Raw genomic sequence first — 22,577 nt, forward strand, 5'->3', positions numbered from 1 at the left:
CTCTTTTAACAAGGTATTAACAAGCAAACCTTTAATTGATACTTATTTTTGTAATATGATCATTGTTTTAAAGATGTCAGCGAAACTTAAATTAGTTACATATGTACTGCTATTCATAACTCTAACAGGTTGTATATCTGAAAAAGAGAGTATTACTTATTTTGGAGGCAAGATTATAAATCCAAAAGACAATTGTGTAATTTTATATGAGAAAGAAGCAATTGTAGATACTTTTTATTTAGATGATAAGAATAAATTTTTAGGTAAGTTACATAATATTTCGGGAAGCTTATTTGTATTTAAACACGGACCCGAGCATCAATACCTTTATTTAGAACCTGAAGATAGTGTATTGATTCGTTTAAATACCTGGGATTTTGATGAATCTCTCGTTTTTAGTGGTAAAGGTGCCAAAAGAAATAACGTATTAATAGATTGCTTTTTAGATGCCGAAAAAGATGATACGTCTTTTTATAATCTATATAACCTCTCTCCCGCCCGATTTAAAAATAAAGTATCCCTACTGGAAAAACAAAAAAAAGCGAGATTAAAAGAGCTGCTGTCCAGATTTGAAAACGAATCTCAGGAGTATAAAAAGCTTTTGGAAATATCGTTAACGTATCCTGTATACAGGAGGTTGGAAAATTACCAGCTTGCACATAAAAGGGCAAATCGTGATCTCATAAATGAAAAAATCGATGAAACTTTTTTTGCACATCGAAAGTTTATTGATTTTGAGAAGGATACCATTATGTACTACAGTGCATACAGAGATTATATCGTAAGTTATTTATACAATACTGTAAGCAGTGCAGGTCATAAATTGTATTCGGATGAATTTACCACCGAATTACTACATACTATAGATAACCATTTTCACTCGGAAGAAAATAGAAATACGCTGCTCAGACAAACCATCATCTCTCATTTTTATAGAAAATCAAGTTGTGATTTTAACACAAATGCTTTTGAAACCTTTCTAAAATTGACCTCTAATAATGAGGATGTTGCATTGATAAAACGTTTAATAAATGACACAAAAAAAATCAATAAAGGGAAAAAACTGCTCAATTTTAAAATTACAGATTTAAACGGCTCCAATCATTCTATTAACCAAGTAATTAAAGGAAATGATGCGGTATTATATTTTTGGAATTCAAAGTATGTAACCAAAGAATATTTGTATTCTAAAGTCAATTATTTATCAAGAAACCATCCTAATATAAAGTTTATAGGGATACGAATTGATGGCCCTCATAAAGATCATATCAAAAAATTAGATATCAAATCTCAATATTATATCAGTCAAAATAGCGTTGCTAATGAGTTTTTAACGAGTAAACTCCCCAGGACACTTCTAATTAATGAAAAAGGAATTGTTGTAAATGCATATGCCTCCTTGTCATCTCAAAATATTTACAACCAGATAGCAAACCTGGCAAAAAACTAGTTCGGCAATTTTTAATTCTGTTTATTTACTGTACATTTGCCTGATTTTAATAAAGTTTTTGCTTTCCTAAAAATCAAAGTCGTATATCAATAAGATTTACAGGCGGGCATCTTTGAATCTGCAAATACACAGCATGTCAACATTTTCAACATTAGGTCTAAAAGAACCTATATATAAAGCACTAACAGAATTAGGTTATGAACAACCTACTGCCATACAAGAGAAAGCCATACCACAAATCTTATCTTCCACAGATGATTTAAAAGCATTTGCACAAACCGGAACAGGGAAAACAGCAGCTTTTAGCTTGCCTATTTTAGAGCTGGCTGACGAACATAATAAAAACACTCAGGCCATTATTTTATCACCTACTCGCGAATTGGCAGTACAAATTGGTAATAATATACAAGATTTTGCCAGACACATCTCCAATATGAAAGTAGTTACTGTGTACGGTGGTGCCAATATCGAAGAGCAGATCAAAAACCTGAAAAAGGGGGCTCAAATTGTAGTAGGAACCCCGGGAAGAACCGTTGATTTAATCCACAGGCGTGCTTTAAAGCTAGGGAACATACAGTGGTTAGTGTTAGACGAAGCCGACGAAATGTTAAATATGGGATTCAAAGATGAGTTAGATAAAGTTTTAAGTGCTACTCCGGAAACCAAACAAACATTGCTATTTTCTGCCACTTTTCCAAAAGAAGTAGAAGCGATTGCAAAAAATTATATGATTGAACCGGTAGAAATTACTTCAGGTCAGAAAAACCAGGGCGCAGATAATGTAAGTCATGAATATTATATGATTACCGAAAAAAAACGATATGCTGCATTAAAAAGAATTGCAGATCTATACCCGGATATCTATGCCATTGTGTTCTGCAGAACACGTCGGGAAACACAGGAAATAGCTAATCTTTTGATTAGGGACAACTACAATGCAGATGCTTTACACGGCGACTTATCACAGGCACAGCGTAATGCCGTAATGGATAAATTCCGTAAAAAAAATATTAAAATCCTGGTAGCAACCGACGTAGCCGCACGTGGATTAGACGTAAACAATCTAACACATGTCATCAATCACAAATTACCCGATCAGATAGAAAATTACACACACAGAAGTGGCAGGACAGGTAGGGCAGGTAATATGGGAGTCTCTTTGGTTTTGATAAATAATAAAGAAAAAAACAGAATCCCCATTATAGAGCGTACAATTAATAAAAAGTTCATTCACACACAAATACCAACAGGAAAAGAAATCTGTCAAAATCAATTGATGCATTTAATTGACAGAGTACAAAATATAAAAGTAAATGAAAGTGAAATTGAAGAATTTTTACCGGATATTTATGAAAAGTTAGAAGGTTTGACTCGTGACGAACTGATTCAGAAATTTGTATCCTTAGAATTTAATGCCTTTTTATCTTATTATGAAAATGCTGCTGATTTGAATGTACTAACCACAAGAGAGTACTCCGGAAATAGCCGTGGTTCGAATGAAAACATGACGCGTTTCTTTATCAACATTGGCAGGAAAGATCGTCTGAATCCGGCAAAATTAATTGGTCTCATTAATGATCAAAATATTGGAGAAAAGATAGAGATTGGCGCTATTGATATCTTTGATACCTTTTCTTTTTTTGAAATTGATAAAAGCTATAAAGAAAAAACCTTAGCTGCTTTTGCTGCCAGTGAGCCTCAATTCGATGGCCGTTATGTACATGTGGAAGTTACGAAAAAAGGGCGTAGTAGTGGAAGAAAACACAATAAAAAAACTTTTGGAAACAAAAATAATGACGGTTTTGGAAGACGTAGAGATTCTGAAATTCATGATCGTAAAAAAAGTGCAAGAGGTAAAAAGCAATTACGCAGTCATGAAAAACCAAACAGAAGTTCCAGAGATAAAAACACCGGTGGTTTTGGAAGAAGACGTAGAGTCCGGTAGTATTTATGCAATTAAAAGTTTGAAATCTTCCGGATTCAGAATTCGTTACGTTTTTTTCAAACAGGCGAAAAACAAAATTATAACAGTTACATACCTGCTGTAGTAATTTCTTTATAGGCTCCGCTTTCTAATTTACTTCGGATATCGGAAAATGCTTTGATAGTAGTATCGATATCTTCTTGGTTATGTGTTGCCGTGGGGATCAATCTCAAAATAATTAACCCTTTGGGAATCACAGGATATGTTACAATGGAACAAAATACCCCGTAATTTTCACGCAAATCATGAACTAATGCCATTGCTTCCGGAATATCTCCTTTTAGATATACCGGAGTGATACATGTTTCCGTAGTTCCCAGATCAAAACCTGCTAATCGTAAACCGGACTGCAATGCAGTTGTATTTTTCCACAGCTTATCTTTCAGTTCCGGCATGGTACGAATCATTTCCAAACGTTTCAATGCACCCTTTACCATTGCCATTGGAAGTGATTTTGCAAACATCTGGGATCTCATATTATACTGCAAGTATTGTATGATGTTTTTATCTCCTGCAAAAAAAGCACCAATACCGGCCATTGATTTGGCAAAAGTGGCAAAATATACATCAATATCATCTTGTACATCTTGTTCATAGCCGGTACCTCTGCCCCCTTCACCTAAGGTACCAAATCCGTGTGCATCATCTACTAACAAGCGGAAATGGTATTTTTTCTTTAACGCAGTTATTTCTTTCAGGCGTCCCTGTTCGCCGCGCATTCCGAAAACCCCTTCGGAAATAACCAAAATACCTCCTCCGGTTTTTTCTGCTATTTTTTCTGCACGTTTTATGTTTTTTTCAAAACTTTCCATGTCATTATGCTTATACACGAAACGTTTCCCCGGGTGTAAACGAACTCCGTCAATAATACATGCATGAGTATCTACATCATATACGATAATATCATCTTTATTGACCAATGTATCTATGGCTGACACCATCCCCTGATAACCAAAATTGACCAGATAGGAAGCTTCTTTACCTACAAATTCGGCACATTCTTTTTCCAACTGTTCGTGAAATACGGTATGTCCGGACATCATTCTTGCTCCCATAGGATAAGCCATTCCGTGTGCTGCGGCTGCGGCTGCATCGACTTTTAAAATTTCCGGATGATTAGCCAATCCCAAGTAGTCATTAATACTCCATGTAATTACTTTTTTACCATTGAAGTACATTCTGTTAGAAATCGGCCCTTCCAGTTTCGGAAACATATAATATCCTTCCGCTTCATTTGCCCAATTTCCCAAAGGTCCTTTATCTTCGGTAATTTTTTTAAATAAGTCTGTCATCATAACCCTAATGTCATATATTTTTTTCGGCTTACAAATTAACCCATTTTTTATCAGTAAATCAAATTTCAAAAACGCTATTTAGCAATAACTTATATGATTTCCAGTTGGAAAGTGTAAAAGTTGAGTTGAAAACTAACTTGAGACTTTTAACTTTCCAACTTTAAGCTCTTATCTCCCGAACATCCTCTATAAACTGAAAATTTACACCCTGTTTAAAAAAGTAGTTAGCTAATGCCTGCCGGTCTTTAAAAACAAAACTTCCAAGGTATTTTTCGATCGCCTTTATCAAATCGAGGTTTCTTGATATTCTGTGCATTATCGAGTATTTGAATTAATTGTTTTAGTATCATAGTGCTTTCTATTTAATTGGTATAAAACGCTTTTTTATCAAATTCTTACTACTTCTAATCACGGTAGTAACCTGTCCTGTCAGAGGATTAGTACCAACTAACAAGCTTTTACCGCTTTCAAAACCATTCGGAAGAACATAGTTTATTGATTTATTAAGAAGGTCATAAAATTTCTGCCCTTTACTAATTGCAGTTTGAGCCATCTTTTGAGTTATACCTCTTTGTGCCAATCGTTCTAATGAGTTTTTACTAAACTGTGTTCCTGTCTTAACTAACGAAGTATTCGTCTTAGCTCCAACTCTAACTCATATTTCCAAAAAAGTACTAATCTCTTTAGTCAATTCACTTTAGGTTACCCCCCTTCCCTCTTTTAATATATTAATGAAACTTTTGCAAAATAGTGATATACTCCATATTTGAATTGATTTGGCTTCAAATTTCTTCCTTCTCTAAAATTTTAAATACTCAAAACCAACAGGTTATTCCGGTTGAAAGTTTTCTTCGGGTGTCGAACTTTTTTGCCAAATCAATTCTGCAAAGGTCTCTTAATTTTAGTCTCATCTGATTTATCAATTAGTTCTAAATCATAATCATATTTTACTTCCAACCTGAGTTCGGCGAAATTATTTATTGAAATTTAACTATAAAAAGAAAAGAAAGAAGTTATGATTTTCGTATATTAATATTTGAAAACCAATTAATTATACAACAAAATCAATTTCTTTCCTATGCTTATAAATATAGACAAAATCATTGAGATTTTTTATGCCATTGATGAATTTTACCTTGAAATGGGTCCAAAAATAGGGCAATTGATGTTATCAGAATCAAAATCGAAGCGGTCTTATAAAAAACGTAATTTTAAAATGAGCTACAGCCTTTAGATTAGCAAATAGAAATAATTACTTAAAATAAAAACATAATAGTTATGATGAAATTTCTTTTTTTGCTTCTTTTTTTCTTTGTTAATAACTCTTATTTTGTTGATAACCAAAAACACAAAAGAACGGAGTGAACTTTAGCGGCCAGCTAGCTTTTTAGAGCCATCCCCCGTATTAGTCTCCGTTCTTTTTAAAAGTTACTTAGAACCATATAGAATTTCAGTTTCTGCCCTTATTAAAGGTCTTAGTTTAAGTAACTATTATTAATATCTAATTACAAAATTATGAAAACAAATGAAATTATCGGAATCGATGTCAGTAAATTATTAATTGATGTTTGTATCTATTCTAAACAAATTGTTCAACAGTTTGAGAACAGTAAATCTGGATTTAAATTAATGCTAAAGTGGAGTTTTAAAAATTCGTCTTTCTCTAAAGAAGAAACCATGTTTGTATTTGAACATACAGGAATGTACTCTCATTTATTATCTGTGTCTTTAACTGAACAAAAATTATCTTTTTTCATAGCTTCTGGTTTAGAAATTAAAAGATCTATTGGTATTGCTCGTGGAAAGGATGACCAAATTGATGCCAAACGCATTGCTCTATATGGGTATCGATTAAAAGAAGAACTTAAACCCAGTAAGCTACCTAAAAGAAGTATATTACAACTAAAAAGTCTCTTATCTTTAAGGACAAAACTTAACAAACAAAGAGCTGGTTTTAAAGTTACTTTGAAAGAACAAAAAAGAATTTATAAAGCAAAAGAGTATAAAATAATCTTTGACGTTCAACAAAAAATGATTGCAGAACTAACCAAACAAATACACAAGATTAATACTCAAATGCAAGCTATTATTGACCAAAATATAATGTTAAAAGAAACCTATAAACTTGTTACTAGTGTTAAAGGTATAGGAATGCAAACTGCTATAATGATGATTGTGTTTACTGACAATTTTTCAAAATTTGAAAACTGGAGAAAGTTTGCCTCTTATTGTGGTGTTGCTCCTTTTCCTTACCAATCTGGAACTAGTATTAAAGGACGTACAAAAGTCTCTCATTTGGCTAATAAAAAATTGAAAGCAATTATTAATATGTGCGCTATTTCTGCTATACAACATAACCCAGAAATGAAATTATACTATCATAAAAGAATAAAACAAGGCAAAAGTAAAATGAGTACCGTTAACATTATTAGAAACAAATTAATAGCAAGAGTGTTTGCCGTTGTCAAACGACAAACACCCTATGTAGATACTTTTAAATTTGCTGCATAAATTAGTAAAAATAATATCTCAACTTTTACTTGTTTTTATCATAGAATACGAGGTGATCATCATCTTAGTACTTTTCCATTTATCAGGCTATAAATGCTTGAAACATTTTTATATAAACTATGTGTGTAAGCATCTCAACTCTGAGTCCCCAACCCCAGTTTCTTTACTGAATCAAGATTGTAATGTAGATAGAAGAAATCAAGTCTGGGTCTCAGATATGACTTATATACACACAAAACAAGGCTGGATGTATTAACAGTCATTATTGATTTGTTTAATAGAAAAGTTGTTGGATGGCCTTTTAGTAACAATTTAACTGCTGAAAATACTATTATTAATGCTTGGCGTATGGCTATTAAGAACACACATATTACACAATATTTGATATTTCATTCACACAGAGGCTCACAATATGTAAGTAGTAGCTTTACAACTATTGTTAAATTTTACAATGGCTTGATAAGACAATCTATGAGTAGAAAAGGTAATTGTTGAGATAATGCAGTAGCGGAATCTTTTTTTAAATCTTTAAAAGTAGAATGGGTTTATAATCATAAATATCAAACCAGATCTCAAGCGGAACTATCTGTATTTGAATGGATAGAAACTTGGTACAACAAGAAAAGATTACATTCTGCTTTAGGACTAAAATCTATAGAAGAATTTGAACAACAAATCAAACATCAAAAATTAGTAGCATAATCTCACTTCTTTTTGTCCAGTTTTTTGTTGCAAGTTCAAACCAAAAATAGTACGAAAATCAGACCCTAAAAAGACCTACTTGCTCATGGGCATACCTAACAACACCCACCTCCGTCATAATGAAATGTAGATGCTGAAAAATAAATATCATCCCTACCTAAATTTTGTAGAGCTTTAGCGGTCTTATCACAAATTGCCAAGGGTTGGTTTTTTAACAGAGTATGCCCTGCACCGTCGTCAAAATAATCCTCATCGCCATAGTAGATAGCGGCCTTTCCTGTAAAAACACAGGGGCCATCTTCCGGCATCGGGTCTTTTATAGCCGCCACTTCAATAGATTCTATATAAATCAGCTCTTCTGTTGGGTAATTCTTAGGGTCTAAGATCCTGTAAGGCTTACGAGATCTAATTTCAACGGTACCAAAACCGGCATCTGTTAATGCTTTTACATAATCGGCAATGGGCAAACTTCCACTTAAACATAAAGCCCGTAAACGTTCATCATTACGCAGTTTATTATTCATAGGTTGCTCACAAGTAGGATCGCTCATGACCAAACGACCATGAGGTTTTAGCACACGATACATTTCTGCAATTGCTTTTTTTAAGTCATCCGATTTAAAAATATTAAACAAACAATTTTGAGCGGCAACATCAATTGAATTACCTTCAACAGGTAAATCCATGGCATCTCCTTTTCGCAAATCCACAAAATCACTCTTGAACCAGGGATTTATTTTTTCAGCTTCTTTAAAGTTTTTACGAGAAGCTTCCAACATTTCGTCTACGACATCTAAACCAATAACACCGCCTCTTTGACGGTTAAAATAGGCAAATTGTAATAACTCCATTCCGCCTCCAACTCCAACATATAACATTTTCGGGTTATTGGTTAAATCACGGGCATGTACGGTTGAACCACATCCGTAATTCATTTCCTGCATTATTTTCGGAATCTTTAAACCCGGTAATTCCCAAACAGGGTTTGTCGTGCAGCACAGTCCGATATCTGGTGTTAATGCTGCTTCTTTATATACATCATGTGTGGTTTTTAAATAACTCATCATTTTAAGTTTCAGTCGTCAAGTAAATAAAATCAATCGATTAAGTTCTTTTTATTAATTCTTTAAACAAGGTAATCATTTTAGGTTCTGCTTCATTGGCAATTGCCATAATTTCTTCAATATTTAAAGGTTGTAAATTTTTAGGGTCACATTCATCTGTCAATACTGAAATGGCTACACATTCCAATTCCAATTGTTTAGCTACAATAACTTCGGGAACCGTGCTCATTCCCACAGCGTCTGCTTCTAAAATCTGCAACATCCTATATTCGGCTCCGGTTTCCAGTTGTGGGCCTACAACGCCTGCATATACTCCTTTGCGCAATTGTATATTGTTTTGCTGTGCAATTTCCTGTAATTGAAGGTTTAATTTATTAGAGTAAGGCTCCAACATGTCGACAAAAATAGATCCAAAATCAGAGGCTCCTTTAAATGCTAAGGGAGAACTCCCTTGCAAGTTTAAATGATCATTAATAAGCATTAAATCCCCTTTTTTATATGTCAAATTGATGGCACCGGCTGCATTGGAAACCAATAATGTGGATATTCCCAAGGCATGCATGACTCTAATTCCGTAGGTGATCTCATAAAAACTATACCCTTCGTACAAATGAAACCGCCCTACCATCACAACAACTTTTTTACCGGACAACGTTCCATAAATGAGTTTTCCCGAATGAAACTCAACAGTTGCTTCCGGAAAATGCGGAATTTCCGAATACGTGATTTCTTTTTCAATAGCTATTTCGTCAACTAATTTCCCCAGACCCGTTCCCAAAACAATTCCGATTTCCGGATCAATAACTCCATTTGATCTTAGATAGTGAGTTGTTTCTTGTAGTTGTGTTAGCATAAATTTTAAGATTATTTTATTAGTCCCTTCCAGCTTCTTTCATTGGATATTTTTACACTTTTTCAATTAATAACATTCATAAGCAAGTCATTTTCTTTAATATCTTCATATACGTCTATATCATTTAATTCTTCTGATAAATATACAGTAACTGTTTCCAAATCTTTTAGGGTGTCTTTTCTAACGGTTGCTGTTCCCCATTTTTTGTTTTTAAAAATATCGGGATATAAAGTTTTCATTCCCAAAAGGTAATAACCTCCGTCTTTTGCCGGCCCTATAACAACATCATAATCGTTTAATTTTTTAAAAGCACTCTCAATATGAATTGATGTTAAATCGTATAAATCACTACCAATAATTACTACTTTTTCATATCCTTTTTTGAATGAATCTTTAAAAGCATTTTCCATTCTATCTCCTAAATCATCTCCTTTTTGTCGATATTTTTGATAAAATTGAGGATTCCAAATATCGTGCTCTTGAATTTTTTCGGAATAATATACCGCTTTGTCACAAGGTAATTTCAGTGTAACCTCTTTGGTTTTGTTTAGTAAAAAAGTATATATTTTCAACGCATCTATGTCTCCAATGACCTTTGCCAAGCGTGTTTTTACTTTTCCGAGCTCGGGATTTCTAGTAAAAATAATGATTTGATTTTTACTCATATACCTTCTCCCCTTTTAACAACCACTTGCTCCATTCTGCAGTACAGGTATGTACTTTTTCGGTTTCTATATTTTTAGATGTAAAGACTTTATTATCGTTGTTTTTCCATTCAAAAATCCCTCCATATAAATTGAACACATGGATATATCCGGTTTTTTTTAATTTTTCGGCAACATCTTCGGACCGAACTCCCAAAGAGCAATACACAACGATTTTACTCTTTTTATCAGGAATCATGTTCATTGTTTTCCGAATATCAAATTTTTCATAACCCACAAATAGTGCATCTTTAAGGTGACTAACATCAAACTCCTTTTTCTCCCGCGCATCAAGTAAAATGATATCTTCGGTTATTTTCTTTAGACTATCTACGGAGATATAAGGAATATTTTCCGTATTGTATTTTTTTAACAAACTTCTTAGTTCATTTTGGGAGTATGTACTTTTTGAGAGCAATACGAAAATAAAAATTAGCTTCTTCATTTTAACAATTATACTACTGCACCCTGGCAGCTACTCCCCGAACCGGCCGTACAACCATAGCAGTGTTGATGGATAGTAATATTTCTATTTTGTAATAGTTCTTCATTATAATCGGCAATATGTTTTACTTTACCGGCTACTTTTAAATTCAACATTTGATTAAAATCACAATCGTATAACCAACCGTTCCAACTCACTGAAATAGTATTCGTACACATTACATTTTCTAATGCAACAGGGTTGTATGCTTCTACCAAGGCATACATATAATCTTCATAATTTTCCGAAGCTATCAGGTAATCTAAGAATCTGCTTATAGGAAGATTTGTAATCGCAAATAAATGATGAAAATCGATATTAAAGTCTTCTTTTAAAGCGTTCTTAAAGTCCTTTTCCAAGGCAGCCTGGTTTCCCGGCAAAAATGCACCGGAAGGATTGTATACCAAATCCAGACGCAAACTACTATCAGGCATTCCATAACCTACGGCATTTAATTCTTGTAAAGCCTTAATTGATTTGTCAAAAACGCCATCTCCACGCTGTTTATCTGTCTTTCCTCTTGTCCAATGTGGCATTGAGGAAACTACATGGATATTGTATTTTTTGAAAAATTGAGGTAAATCATAATACTTTTTATTTGCTCTGATAATGGTTAAATTAGATCGAACAATAAAGTCTTTGATACCTGCTTTAGCTGCTGCTGCTACAAACCACCTGAAATTTGGATTCATTTCCGGAGCTCCTCCGGTCAAATCTAAAGTATGTGCGCCCGTATTTTTAATAACATCCAGACATTGTTGCATGGTTTCAACAGTCATAATTTCTTTTCTGTCCGGGCCTGCATCTACATGGCAATGTGCACATACCTGATTACACATATACCCCAGGTTGATTTGCAAAATTTCCAGCTTTTTTGGGCGTAAAGGAAATTGGTTGGTTTCTTTTATTTTTTTTGCAAATGTAGGTAACTCACCATTGGCAAAAATACCATTCGACAATATTTCTAATTGGCGTTCCGTATTCGCCAAATCATTATTTCTGGCTAAAAGCGATTTTTTCATCTAATTGCGAATTGCCCATTACGAACTATGGAATTATTATCCTAAACTCGTAATTGATTTTACATTTCAAGTTTATTCACTTTATTCATCATCTGAACTCCATGCACTAGGGTAGCACCACTTTTAATTGCTGCTCCAACATGCACTGCTTCCATCATTTCTTCTCTTGTAATACCTTTTTCTAATCCGTCTTTTGTATATGCATCTATACAATAGGGGCATTGCTCCGTATGTGCAACTGCTAAAGCTATTAAGGATTTTTCGCGAGCGGTTAAAGCACCTTCTTCAAATACTGCTCCGTAGTAGTCAAAAAATTTATTCCCCAAATCTTCACTCCATTCCGTAATGTTTCCAAATTTTTTTAAATCAGAAGTATCATAATATGTGTTCGCCATCAGGTTATTATTTTATGTTACTTTAAATGTCCGGAGAAGAATTAAAGTAAGGTTATTCATATTTTAAAGTTATCGAACCCAAACTCAAAGTCAGGAGCTATTTTCCATTTAGACTCCAGTCGTAAGGTAGGTATTTTATCCTGGCCTTTTTATTGATTTTTACTTTGGCGTATTTACTTATATAGTCAATTACAGATCCGTTAGCAGTAAAATCTCCTTTAAACCAATTAAAGATTTCGGAAATTTCTACTTTCTTTTTACCGAGTTTGTTTCTAATAGGATCGTTGATGAAATCAACCATTAGCTGTTCGAGTTGTTGATCAATATTCGCTGCTGTAAAGGCTACATTAGCTAACTTGGGGCAAGAGCCTGAAGCGCAATTTACACCCACGTGTATTCTTGGATCTTTAAATTTTTTTCGCAGAATTTCATGTTCAACAAAGTTTAACGTATATGTTTTTCCTCCGGCTTTTGCAAAAGGAATATTCCAGGCATCCTTACCGTTTTGCTTAATTTGTCTGATACTTTTTAACGGATAATTCATTAAAATTAATTTAACGGTATAAGCGTTGTATACATTAATCCAAAAAGCTTTTTCAGCATTCTCCGATTCAAATTCAGAGGTGTTTTCTTTTTCCAAAAAAGCCAGAAAATCATCTAATTTTTCTTCTTCTCCTTTAAATGCTTTGTAATCTACGTTCCCTTTTTCATCAACATGCTTTTGCAACAATTCATTAAAAATGGAAGTTTGACTAAAAGCATTTGTAAAAGTACTTACGAATAGTATAAGAATGATTTTTTTCATAATGATTGGTTTATATGGTGCTTGCTCCTTTAGACGAAGTTACGCAACAAAATTTACAATAAAAAATTGAACTCATCTTAACTTTTTGTTTTTAACCCGGATTATGTATTAGAACTTCGTAATGAAGGTTGAAATCGTGATAAAATATAGCGTTTTTTGGAATGTAGCGTAGCACTGCTACGGTTCATTTCAAAAATGCAGCGAAGCAATATTTTGAAACAATTTCAAGCTGTAATAGATTTTCTAATGCATCATTCGGATTTAACCGAAAATGAACTGAAATTTATCTGGATGAGGCACTTTTTGAAAGCTATAGCAGCACTACAGTTAAGAAAAGTAACGAAATACAGGTGAATTTCAGTCATTTTTTAGGAAATAGAAAAAGTTAAGATGAGTTCATTAAGTATAATGTAACTCTTCTCCGATTTTAAGTTTGAATTTTTTTCTAAATATGTACACAATCAAATAAATGACAGGCGTATCAATAAGCGCTACTATAACCTTGAATAAAAAGCCACCGATTAAATAGGTTGTAAAATTTTCCCATGCCAGGATATCGAACAGGCTCAATAAAAGAATTATAGTAAAGGTATCTACAAATTGGGAAGGGAAAGTGGAAAAATTATTTCTCAGCCATAAGTGTTTTCCCCTGGTAACTCTTTTCCAAAAATGAAATATTCTGATGTCAAGAAATTGCGCAAACAGGTAGGCTAACATGGATGCTAAAACGGCTATGGGAGATAAGCCAAACACTTTGGAAAATTCCGCATTACTGATCCTGGAATTATCCAAAGCCGGAGCATATTCTGCCGCCAGTATGATGAACATTGAAAAAAAGGAAGCAAAAATACCGGCAACCACAACTTGATTTGCTTTTTTCTTACCATATATTTCTGATAAAATATCTGTAATTAGAAAAGTGATAGGATAGGGCAAGATCCCTACGGAGATTTCAAAACGATACCATCCAAAAGGCTCCCAGTAGAAAAATTTCTGGAAAATTAAATTTGAAGCTACTAACGATGCAATAAAAAGTGCTGCAAGAATTAAATAGATAAATTGTGCCTGATATCTATTTTTTTCAACCATAGTTGCAAATATACTAATTATACTCCCGGCTTAAACATATGTCTTTAAGGTTGTAAAGAAAATGTTTATTTTTGCCCTCACTAAAAATAAAACCACATTTTATGAAAGTTTATATTTTCCCGGGGCAAGGGTCGCAATATGTAGGAATGGGGTTAGAACTGTATGAGAACTTTGTTTTGGCACAAGATCTATTTGAAAAAGCAAACGCTATTTTGGGATTTCGTATTACGGATGTCATGTTCGAAGGGACACTTGAAGAGTTAAAAGAGACGAAAGTTACACAACCTGCTATTTTTCTGCATTCGGTTATTTTAGCAAAAATACTGGGAGATTCTTTTCAGCCGGAAATGGTTGCAGGGCATTCTTTAGGAGAATTATCTGCATTGGTTGCCAATGAAGTATTGACTTTTGATGACGGATTAAAACTGGTTTCAAAACGCGCACTGGCTATGCAAAAAGCATGTGAAAAACAGCCTTCCACTATGGCAGCCGTACTGGGTTTGGAAGATTCGATAGTAGAACAAGTATGTAATGATATTAATGGAATTGTAGTTCCGGCAAATTATAACTGTATTGGGCAATTGGTAATTTCCGGAGCAATAGAAGCCGTAGAAGAAGCCTGTAAAGTATTGACAGAAAAAGGAGCCGGAAGAGCTTTGGTTTTACCGGTGGGTGGTGCATTCCATTCACCTATGATGGAACCTGCAAAAGAAGAATTGGCGAAGGCTATTGAAACCATGACTTTTAACAAGCCTATATGCCCTATATATCAAAATGTACCTGCTAAGGCTGTTATAGAACCAGCAGATATTAAAGAAAATTTAATTGCGCAACTAACAGCTCCTGTGCGATGGACACAATCCGTGCAAACTATGATTTCCGATGGAGCAACAGCGTTTACAGAAGTAGGACCGGGAAAAGTGCTACAGGGGTTGTTACGAAAAATTGACAGAAATGTTACTGCTAGCAGTGCTAATTACTCTTTATAATTAGAAGATATTTGCAAAATAGGGATATATTCTATATTTGAATTGATTTCACATATTTGTTCAAAAAAAAGAAGCCATCTAAAAAGACAACTTCTTTTTTTTATAAAAAATTCCTAAGTACATGACAAAAATTTAGTCAAGTTCATATTGTTTTGATTTACAGGGTTTAATAGCACAGAAGCGATATAATCTAATCCATATTTGAATATGCTTTTAGCCATTCTTCCATGCTTTTTTATTTTGATAGGCTTAATCTGATGTAAATATATACCAACTTTGTAACACCATACGAAAGCCATCATTACAAGCAGTACTAATTTTTCAATACGCTTAATATCTTGCAGGTGTGTGTTTTCAATATCAAAGCCACTGGCTTTCATTGCTTTAAAACACATCTCTATCTGCCATCGTTCTTTGTATTGTTCAAAGGCCTTATCAGGAGCGTTGAACGATACAATGATTAAGAAATCAGGCTTTCCATTTTTTGGGTACAACTTGCATCCGGAAAGGAAACAAAGCTGACCATTAACACGTACAATTTTAGGATAATACACAAACTCATTGATCTTATGTGGATTAAACAAGTGAAATACTTTGATGGTTTTGTTCTTATCAGGAAGCTCTACCTTAAAGTTGTTTCGAATGCGGATATAATATTTGATTCCATTTGTATTCAAGAAATCCAACCAATGATTACCTACAAACTCTCTATCGGCTACAATGGATTTAATAACATCTTTGCCAAAAAGTCTTATGAAACGATTCACAAGATCAATACGCTCCTGACTGTTAGAGTTCCCTGGCTTATCTAACATAGTAAATAACAATGGGAAGGCAACACCTTTATAGACAACTCCCAACACGGCACCGTCAATTAATAAGCGTGTAATAAATGGGAAGGCAACACCTTTATAGACAACTCCCAACATAAAAATGTTGATGTTGGTCTGACCAAACTTCCAATTGGTCCTATCAATACTCAAGATCAATCCCTCTTGCTTAGGAAGGAGACTAAATATAAGACGAGCGATCAAATCTCCATCCAACGAATAATCAGCAATAAATCTTTGAATACGTCTGAGTGATGACTTCGAATCTACTGAGGTCTCAAAAGCGTTGGCTACCTTTTCAAAGGTAACTGTCTGTACCTTACAGAGGGCGATAATGAAATGTGATATGAGTTTGATTCTTGCCAAATTGATCTTACCTTGGAAATGAGAACTTAAAACTGAATTTAATTCACTACTTTTAGTGGAAGCATTGGTTTTTTTCATTAGAAAAATGAGTGATGTTATTCTTCTAATATACTGAAAATCAATGCTTTATTTTAATTATTTAACATTTAATTTACTGATAATCAATTAATTATATTTTTTGTCATGTACTAAAAAAAAATTCTCTAACTAAAAACTATATCTTATACTTAGGTTCCAAGTTCTTCCAAAACCAAAGAATACCTTATTATCAGTATTGATACCATCAAAAGTGGCTGTATTACCGTTTCTTCCCGGGAAATAGTTGGTTGCAGATTCCGCTATGTATTCTGTGTTAAATACATTATTTATATTAATTCTAAAATAGATAGACTCAAATGTATCTTCATCCAAAACCCATCCGTAAGAGCCTCCTAAGTCTCCCAGAGAATAGCCAGGTAATTGTAAAGATCCGTTATGGTTTGGATCACTAAAGTCTTCCGCATTAATTCTCGCATATAGTTTCCCTACAAAACGGTGGCTATAGTCCAATTTAAAATTGTCGGTAACATCATAGTTTACTGCTAATCTGGATGTAAACTGTGCTGCATCTCCAACTTTTACATTGTCTAAAAATAAGTTTATAGTACCTAGTGCTGTTTGGTTTTGATCAAACGCTGTTCCGGAAACATTTCCGGCGTACTCCCAGTTCCCCACTGATAGCATTCCTATGAGTTGTAGTCTATCGGTAAGTTCATAGGTAGCATCTAACTCTGCTCCGGTATGTATTTGTTCTACACCTTGAATATCTGCATTCCCTTGTATTCCATTGAAACGGGATGAAACAGAGATAAATCTATCTTTCCATTGTGTCCTGTATAAATTTAAATTTACTTTCAGCTTGTTTGATCTAAAGCCATAACCTAATTCGTATCCTATTATTTTTTCATTTCTGGGGTCCGGATTCAAATCATTTCTAAAGTTTAAGAAAACAGCATCAAAGAAAGGCTGCTTGGAATAATATCCGGCATTACCGTAGATGTTATTTTGCTCGTTAATATTCCAGTTGATACCTCCTTTAATATTACCTCCAATGATATTTTTCCAATCGGTTTCTCTGGCAGGATCACTATTCAGGTAATTAAAATAGTCAATTCTTTTAAATCCTTGCTGAGATATAGCTCCCTGAATAAATGCGGAAATAACGTCGTTTTTATATTCTACCTGTCCAAATGCTCCAAACCAACGCACTAAACCATCATTGTGATAGTTAATTTTTTCTTCATTATCCGTGCTCTTGAAAACATTCCACAAAGTTCCTAAGTCAGAGCTATATTCAGTAGATAAAACATTTAAAGGGTTATTAACATCATCATTATCGCGATATCCTGCTGCCCCTAGTAAATTATCGATTCTCCTGTAATGAATTCCTCTATATGAACGCAAATCAAAACCAATATCAAAAGATAAATTTTCATTTAGATTGTTATTGTAATTAGCTAGTAACCCTACCCAATTATGAGAATTGATAGAAGCTCTTCTTATAAAACCATTTCTTCTGCTTAAACCGGCAGGAATACTTGAGGCACTTAACTCATCATCGTTAACAAGAAAAGTAGATGTTGTTGGATCTGCCGTATTTCCGTAAGAGAATCCATTGGCAAAATTGGTAAGGGTTCCGGAGTTGGAAGCAACGATTTTATCAAACTGTACAAACCCGGTTACAGGATCTCTAAATGCTTTATCACTTGCAAATCTACCTCCTAAACGGCCAATGTCTCCGGTTCCTCCACCACGTCCAAAAGATAAGTACGCCGATGCTGTTAAGGACGAGTTTTCGCTAACGTCCCAATTCCAGTTGAACGATACAATCGGTTTGTGATAAAAGTTCTTTCTCCAGTTAAATTCCTGGCCATTTAGATACCCGTGATTATAGTTGTATCTTCTACCATATTGCAGATAATCACTCAAGGATGCCATATTAAAGAAACTGGTAGTTCTCTGGTTGTGGTTTTGAGGAGCACCGGTAGCTATGAACTGGAAATCATGAACTCCTTTGTCCCAACCTAAACCAACAAAATAATTATATCCTTGAAATTTTGTTCCTTCTATATAACCTTCCCCTGTTGTTCTACTCAATAAAAAAGATGCCGCAAATCCGTTTTCATTCTTACCTGTAGAGTAGGTCGCTAATGTTTTAATATAACTATTATTACCGGATGATACTAAAAATGATCCGCCTTCTTTTTTGTCAGTTGTTTTTGTTATGATATTTATGGTTCCTCCTACTGATGATATGGCTAACTTAGAAGACCCTAAACCTCTTTGTACTTGCATTGCGGTGGTAACATCTGACAAACCAACCCAATTAGACCAAAATACTCTACCGTTTTCCATATCATTTACCGGAACTCCATTGATCAGGACAGCAATGTTTTCCTGAGAAAACCCTCGAATATTAATTCTTCCGTCTCCAAAACCACCACCCGATTTTGTAGCATACACAGAAGGAGTATTATTTAATAGTTCCGGAAATTCCTGAGAACCTAATTTGTCCTGAATTTCAGTAGCTGTAATAGTACTTACAGCAACAGGAGTCTCTCTGTCTTTTGCAATATCAATCAACCCTTTTACTACAACCTCCTCTAAAAGATTTTCGTCGTTCGTTAGTTGAATAGTTCCCATATCTCCGGCTGAAGTAAAGCTTACTTCTACACTTTTGTAACCAATATAGGATATCACCAAAGTACCGGAAGTTGTTTTTGAATCTAACATGAACTTTCCGTCAAAGTCAGTTGATGTTCCGTTTGTTGTACCTTTCACTACAACACTCGCACCAGGTAAGGGTTCGTTAGTTGAGTCTACAACCGTACCTGTAAGTTTAGTTTGTCCTAAAACCGCAACAGAAATAAATAAGAAAGCCACGAGTAATAAGTTTTTAGAATTCTTCATTGTTAAATTTTAATGTTATTAATGCTTTGTAAAAGTCCTTTTTTTTAGAACTTTCAATGTTAATTTAATGTTAAGTTTTAACAGAAAATTAAGACTTTCAAATCTATAAAATAATATGCAAATATATGGTATTCATCACATACATAGATATTAACTAACTTGTTAACAAAATCTAATAAAATCGTTAAGCGATACTAGTTCTAAAAATTAAGCGTTTGTCAATATTTTTTTTGCTAGTTCCTTTCCTAATTCTACACCAAATTGGTCATAGCTAAAAATATTCCAGATAACTCCCTGAATAAATATTTTGTGTTCGTATAACGCAATTAGTTTCCCTAAAGAATTTGGGGTTAACTTTTTAAAAATCAAAGAGTTACTAGGTTTATTTCCTGTAAATATTTTAAAAGGAATTAGTGTTGAAACTTCTTCCAATCTACCTAAAGTTTTTAACTCTAAATGTACTTCTTCCTTTGTTTTTCCAAATGCCAAAGCATCTGTTTGAGCATAAAAATTGGCCATCAATTTTTTATGATGCTCAGTTAAACCATACAAAGACTGTTGGTATCCTATGAAATCTGCCGGAATTAATTTTGTACCTTGATGCACTAATTGCATAAAAGCATGCTGCATATTAGTCCCTGTACTGCCCCATACAATAGTACCTGTCTGATATGGTATTAGGTTTCCATTTCTATCTACACTTTTTCCATTACTCTCCATAACGGCTTGTTGCAGATAAGGAGCTAGTTTTGTCAGATATTGTGTGTAGGGAAGAACAGCTTCTGTTTCTGCCTCAAAAAAATTATTATACCAAATACTTAAAAGTGCTAATATTACGGGTATGTTTTTATGAAACTCCGCGCTCCTAAAATGAATGTCCATTTCTTCGGCACCGTCTAAAAGTAATCGATAGTTATCAAACCCTATGGCTAAGCTAATAGATAAACCAACAGCAGACCATAGAGAGAAGCGCCCGCCTACCCAATCCCACATGGGAAATACATTGTTACTGTCTATTCCGAATGCCAATATCGCATCCAGATTTGTTGAAACTGCTACAAAATGCCTGGAAATATCAAATTGAGAAGCTGATGTTAAAAACCAATTTTTAATAGTATTCGCATTTGTAAGTGTCTCCTGAGTGGTAAATGTTTTGGAAACAATTACAAATAATGTAGTTTCGGGATTTAAATTTTTAATCACCTCAGAAACATGATCCCCATCTATATTAGAAATAAAATGCGTGTTTAATTTATTCTTGTAAAATCGTAAAGCTTCCACAATCATATCCGGACCCAGATCCGAACCGCCAATACCAATATTTACGATATCTGTAATGGATTTCCCGGTATACCCCTTCCATTTACCTGAAATTACCTTATCAGAAAAAGATTTGATTTTTTTTAAAGTTCTCGATATGTCCGGTCTGATATCTTTGCCATCAATTTTGATAGGTATTTTGGAAGTACCTCGTAAAGCCGTATGTAGAACAGCCCTTCCTTCCGTTTGATTTATGGTTTCTCCGGAAAAGTATTTTTCGATAGCATCTTTTAGCTCAACTTCTTTCGCTAATTGAACTAATAAATCTATGGTTTCCTGCCAAATCCTATTTTTAGAATAATCTACTGTTAAGTCATCAAAAACAATGGAAAAATGTTCCTTTCTATGTACATCTTCTATAAATGCTTTTTTGATGGAAAACGAGTTAAAATCCCGATAATGAACAGACAAATCTTTCCATGCTTTTGTTGTAGTCGGATCAATCTTCTTTAGTGACATGAGAACTTAATTTTGAACAAAGGGTTCTAAATTTTGGATATACGATTGTTTTGCTAGTGCAATAGCATCTAACTGCTCTTTTAAAGGGAGGATAAATTCTAAATATTTGGGCTGCAAACTTTTTTTAAGCGGCTTTGCCGAAGGTAATTTTTGCTTGAAAGGATCTACTTGTCTGCCATATTTCCAAAAACGATAACAAACATGGGGGCCTGCCGTATTTCCCGTCATTCCTACCCAGCCAATAATACCTCCTTGTTTTACATACTGTCCTTTACGAACTTTTCTGCTACTCATGTGTAAGTATTGCGTACTGTATATAGCATTGTGCTTTATCTTTACATAATTTCCATTGCTGCCTCTCTTTGCAGATTCTATCACCGTACCACTGGCAGTAGCCATAATAGGGGTTCCTACCTTTGCTGCAAAATCAGTCCCTTTATGAGGCCTGACTTTATATCCGTAATAGGCAATTCTTCTCTTAAGATTATATCTTGAGGATATACGATATTGGTATTTAACAGGTGATTTTAAGAATTGACTTCGCAGCATGTTGCCTTTTTCATCATAATATTCAGGGATGCTTTTTATAGAATCAGAAATAAAACGATAGGCATAAAAATTTCGTTTATTATGATTAAAAACAGCTGCTTTAATCTTTCCATAGCCAATAAATACGGAATCATCAATAAATTTTTCTTCATAGATAAGTTTGAACATATCTCCTTTTTGAAGTTTATAAAAATCCAGTGTCCATGCATATATTTCGGCTACGTCATATGTTAAGTCCGGGTTTATACGGAGACTATCCATGGATTGAGAAAAAGAGGAATAAATTTTTCCTGCAATTTCTTTTTCTACTGTTTTAACAGGTTTTTTATATGAATATGCCGTAACTGTTGAGTCTGCAAAATCTACTACCGTAGCAACCGCTTTAGAATGCTTATAAATAAAAACTTGCGCTTTTTGCGTAGAATCTCTTTTTGCAAGAATCATATAGGGCTTCCCTGCTCTTACCCTCCTTACGTCAAAAGTATCTTTAATAATTTTAGCAATCCTGTTTATTTTTGGATAAAAAACATGATGTCTGTCAAGTATAACTCCAAAACTTTCTCCTTTTTTTATCGTATCTTTAATTACCTTATAGTCGTTTAGCTTATAACCAAACTCATAAACTGTTTTTGGTACAGGAATGGAATCTTGAATTTGGAGTTCTTTTTTAGTATCATCCTTACATGAATGCAGTAATACTAAAATAAAGAATAAAAGTATTAGCTTTTTCAAAAGAGAACTATTTGTAATTTTAATC

General features: G+C 33.9%; 19 protein-coding genes and 1 pseudogene. 6 read left to right on the forward strand and 14 right to left on the reverse strand.

The features are described 5' to 3' along the window. Positions 1-73: 73 nt before the first annotated feature. Together GKR88_03415 and GKR88_03420 are read left to right on the forward strand one after the other, a co-directional pair. Positions 74-1,450: a hypothetical protein gene (locus GKR88_03415; protein ID QMU63413.1), complete on the forward strand. Its 1,377-nt coding sequence runs from the start codon at positions 74-76 to the stop codon at positions 1,448-1,450. Between the two features lie 133 nt (positions 1,451-1,583). Beyond that, positions 1,584-3,395: a DEAD/DEAH box helicase gene (locus GKR88_03420; GenBank protein QMU63414.1), complete on the forward strand. Its 1,812-nt coding sequence runs from the start codon at positions 1,584-1,586 to the stop codon at positions 3,393-3,395. An 86-nt stretch (positions 3,396-3,481) separates the two neighbouring features. Here GKR88_03420 and GKR88_03425 read toward each other — a convergent pair whose 3' ends face one another. Both GKR88_03425 and GKR88_03430 read right to left on the reverse strand, forming a co-directional pair. After that, positions 3,482-4,726 (reverse strand): aminotransferase class I/II-fold pyridoxal phosphate-dependent enzyme, encoded by a 1,245-nt coding sequence (locus GKR88_03425; protein QMU66631.1) that lies wholly within the window; start codon positions 4,724-4,726, stop codon positions 3,482-3,484. 361 nt (positions 4,727-5,087) lie between these two features. Further along, the gene (locus tag GKR88_03430) at positions 5,088-5,282 is read right to left on the reverse strand and encodes a hypothetical protein (GenBank protein ID QMU63415.1); all 195 of its coding nucleotides are present in this window, start codon (positions 5,280-5,282) and stop codon (positions 5,088-5,090) included. Between the two features lie 962 nt (positions 5,283-6,244). Between GKR88_03430 and GKR88_03435 the strand changes: the two genes are divergently transcribed. The 3 genes and pseudogenes from GKR88_03435 (at position 6,245) to GKR88_03445 (ending at position 7,942) form a co-directional block, all read left to right on the forward strand. Beyond that, positions 6,245-7,240 carry a transposase gene (locus GKR88_03435; GenBank protein ID QMU63416.1) on the forward strand — a complete coding sequence of 332 codons (996 nt, stop codon included), beginning with the start codon at positions 6,245-6,247 and terminating at the stop codon, positions 7,238-7,240. A 204-nt stretch (positions 7,241-7,444) separates the two neighbouring features. After that, positions 7,445-7,735 (forward strand): DDE-type integrase/transposase/recombinase, encoded by a 291-nt coding sequence (locus tag GKR88_03440; protein QMU63417.1) that lies wholly within the window; start codon positions 7,445-7,447, stop codon positions 7,733-7,735. A gap of 3 nt (positions 7,736-7,738) precedes the next feature. After that, a pseudogene (locus GKR88_03445) lies at positions 7,739-7,942 on the forward strand (IS3 family transposase). Between the two features lie 95 nt (positions 7,943-8,037). On the opposite strand, the gene GKR88_03450 reads toward GKR88_03445, so the two are convergent. From GKR88_03450 to GKR88_03485, 8 genes are all read right to left on the reverse strand, one after another. Further along, a complete protein-coding gene (locus GKR88_03450; protein ID QMU63418.1) occupies positions 8,038-9,006 on the reverse strand; it encodes a methyltransferase domain-containing protein in 969 nt (322 codons plus the stop codon). Between the two features lie 40 nt (positions 9,007-9,046). Next, positions 9,047-9,859, reverse strand: a complete 813-nt coding sequence (locus GKR88_03455; protein QMU63419.1) for a purine-nucleoside phosphorylase — start codon at positions 9,857-9,859, stop codon at positions 9,047-9,049. A 62-nt stretch (positions 9,860-9,921) separates the two neighbouring features. Continuing rightward, complete coding sequence (locus tag GKR88_03460; protein QMU63420.1) at positions 9,922-10,524, reverse strand: DUF2064 domain-containing protein; 603 nt, start codon at positions 10,522-10,524, stop codon at positions 9,922-9,924. Further along, on the reverse strand, positions 10,517-11,008 hold the full coding sequence (locus tag GKR88_03465) for a rhodanese-like domain-containing protein (GenBank protein ID QMU63421.1): 492 nt from the start codon (positions 11,006-11,008) through the stop codon (positions 10,517-10,519). Before GKR88_03465 ends, GKR88_03460 begins: the two co-directional genes overlap by 8 nt. An 8-nt stretch (positions 11,009-11,016) precedes the next feature. Then, positions 11,017-12,069, reverse strand: coding sequence for a radical SAM/Cys-rich domain protein (locus GKR88_03470; GenBank protein QMU63422.1), 1,053 nt, complete (start codon positions 12,067-12,069; stop codon positions 11,017-11,019). A gap of 59 nt (positions 12,070-12,128) precedes the next feature. Further along, positions 12,129-12,464 carry a 4-carboxymuconolactone decarboxylase gene (locus GKR88_03475; GenBank protein QMU63423.1) on the reverse strand — a complete coding sequence of 112 codons (336 nt, stop codon included), beginning with the start codon at positions 12,462-12,464 and terminating at the stop codon, positions 12,129-12,131. A 97-nt stretch (positions 12,465-12,561) separates the two neighbouring features. Then, positions 12,562-13,269 carry a DUF547 domain-containing protein gene (locus GKR88_03480; protein QMU63424.1) on the reverse strand — a complete coding sequence of 236 codons (708 nt, stop codon included), beginning with the start codon at positions 13,267-13,269 and terminating at the stop codon, positions 12,562-12,564. Positions 13,270-13,668: 399 nt separating this feature from the next. Continuing rightward, positions 13,669-14,358, reverse strand: a complete 690-nt coding sequence (locus tag GKR88_03485; protein ID QMU63425.1) for a queuosine precursor transporter — start codon at positions 14,356-14,358, stop codon at positions 13,669-13,671. A 101-nt stretch (positions 14,359-14,459) separates the two neighbouring features. Between GKR88_03485 and fabD the strand changes: the two genes are divergently transcribed. Continuing rightward, a complete protein-coding gene (fabD, locus tag GKR88_03490; protein QMU63426.1) occupies positions 14,460-15,347 on the forward strand; it encodes an ACP S-malonyltransferase in 888 nt (295 codons plus the stop codon). Positions 15,348-15,460: 113 nt separating this feature from the next. Here the strand turns inward: fabD and GKR88_03495 are convergent, their stop codons facing one another. The 4 genes from GKR88_03495 to GKR88_03510 all read right to left on the reverse strand — a co-directional run bounded on the left by GKR88_03495 (position 15,461) and on the right by GKR88_03510 (position 22,552). Further along, complete coding sequence (locus GKR88_03495; protein ID QMU63427.1) at positions 15,461-16,621, reverse strand: IS4 family transposase; 1,161 nt, start codon at positions 16,619-16,621, stop codon at positions 15,461-15,463. Positions 16,622-16,750: 129 nt separating this feature from the next. Beyond that, positions 16,751-19,492 (reverse strand): TonB-dependent receptor plug domain-containing protein, encoded by a 2,742-nt coding sequence (locus GKR88_03500; protein ID QMU63428.1) that lies wholly within the window; start codon positions 19,490-19,492, stop codon positions 16,751-16,753. A 207-nt stretch (positions 19,493-19,699) separates the two neighbouring features. Then, positions 19,700-21,271, reverse strand: coding sequence for a glucose-6-phosphate isomerase (locus GKR88_03505; GenBank protein ID QMU63429.1), 1,572 nt, complete (start codon positions 21,269-21,271; stop codon positions 19,700-19,702). A gap of 6 nt (positions 21,272-21,277) precedes the next feature. Then, positions 21,278-22,552: a peptidoglycan DD-metalloendopeptidase family protein gene (locus GKR88_03510; GenBank protein QMU63430.1), complete on the reverse strand. Its 1,275-nt coding sequence runs from the start codon at positions 22,550-22,552 to the stop codon at positions 21,278-21,280. Between the last annotated feature and the right edge of the window lie 25 nt (positions 22,553-22,577).

Source organism: Flavobacteriaceae bacterium (assembly GCA_014075215.1).
Lineage (GTDB): Bacteria > Bacteroidota > Bacteroidia > Flavobacteriales > Flavobacteriaceae > Polaribacter.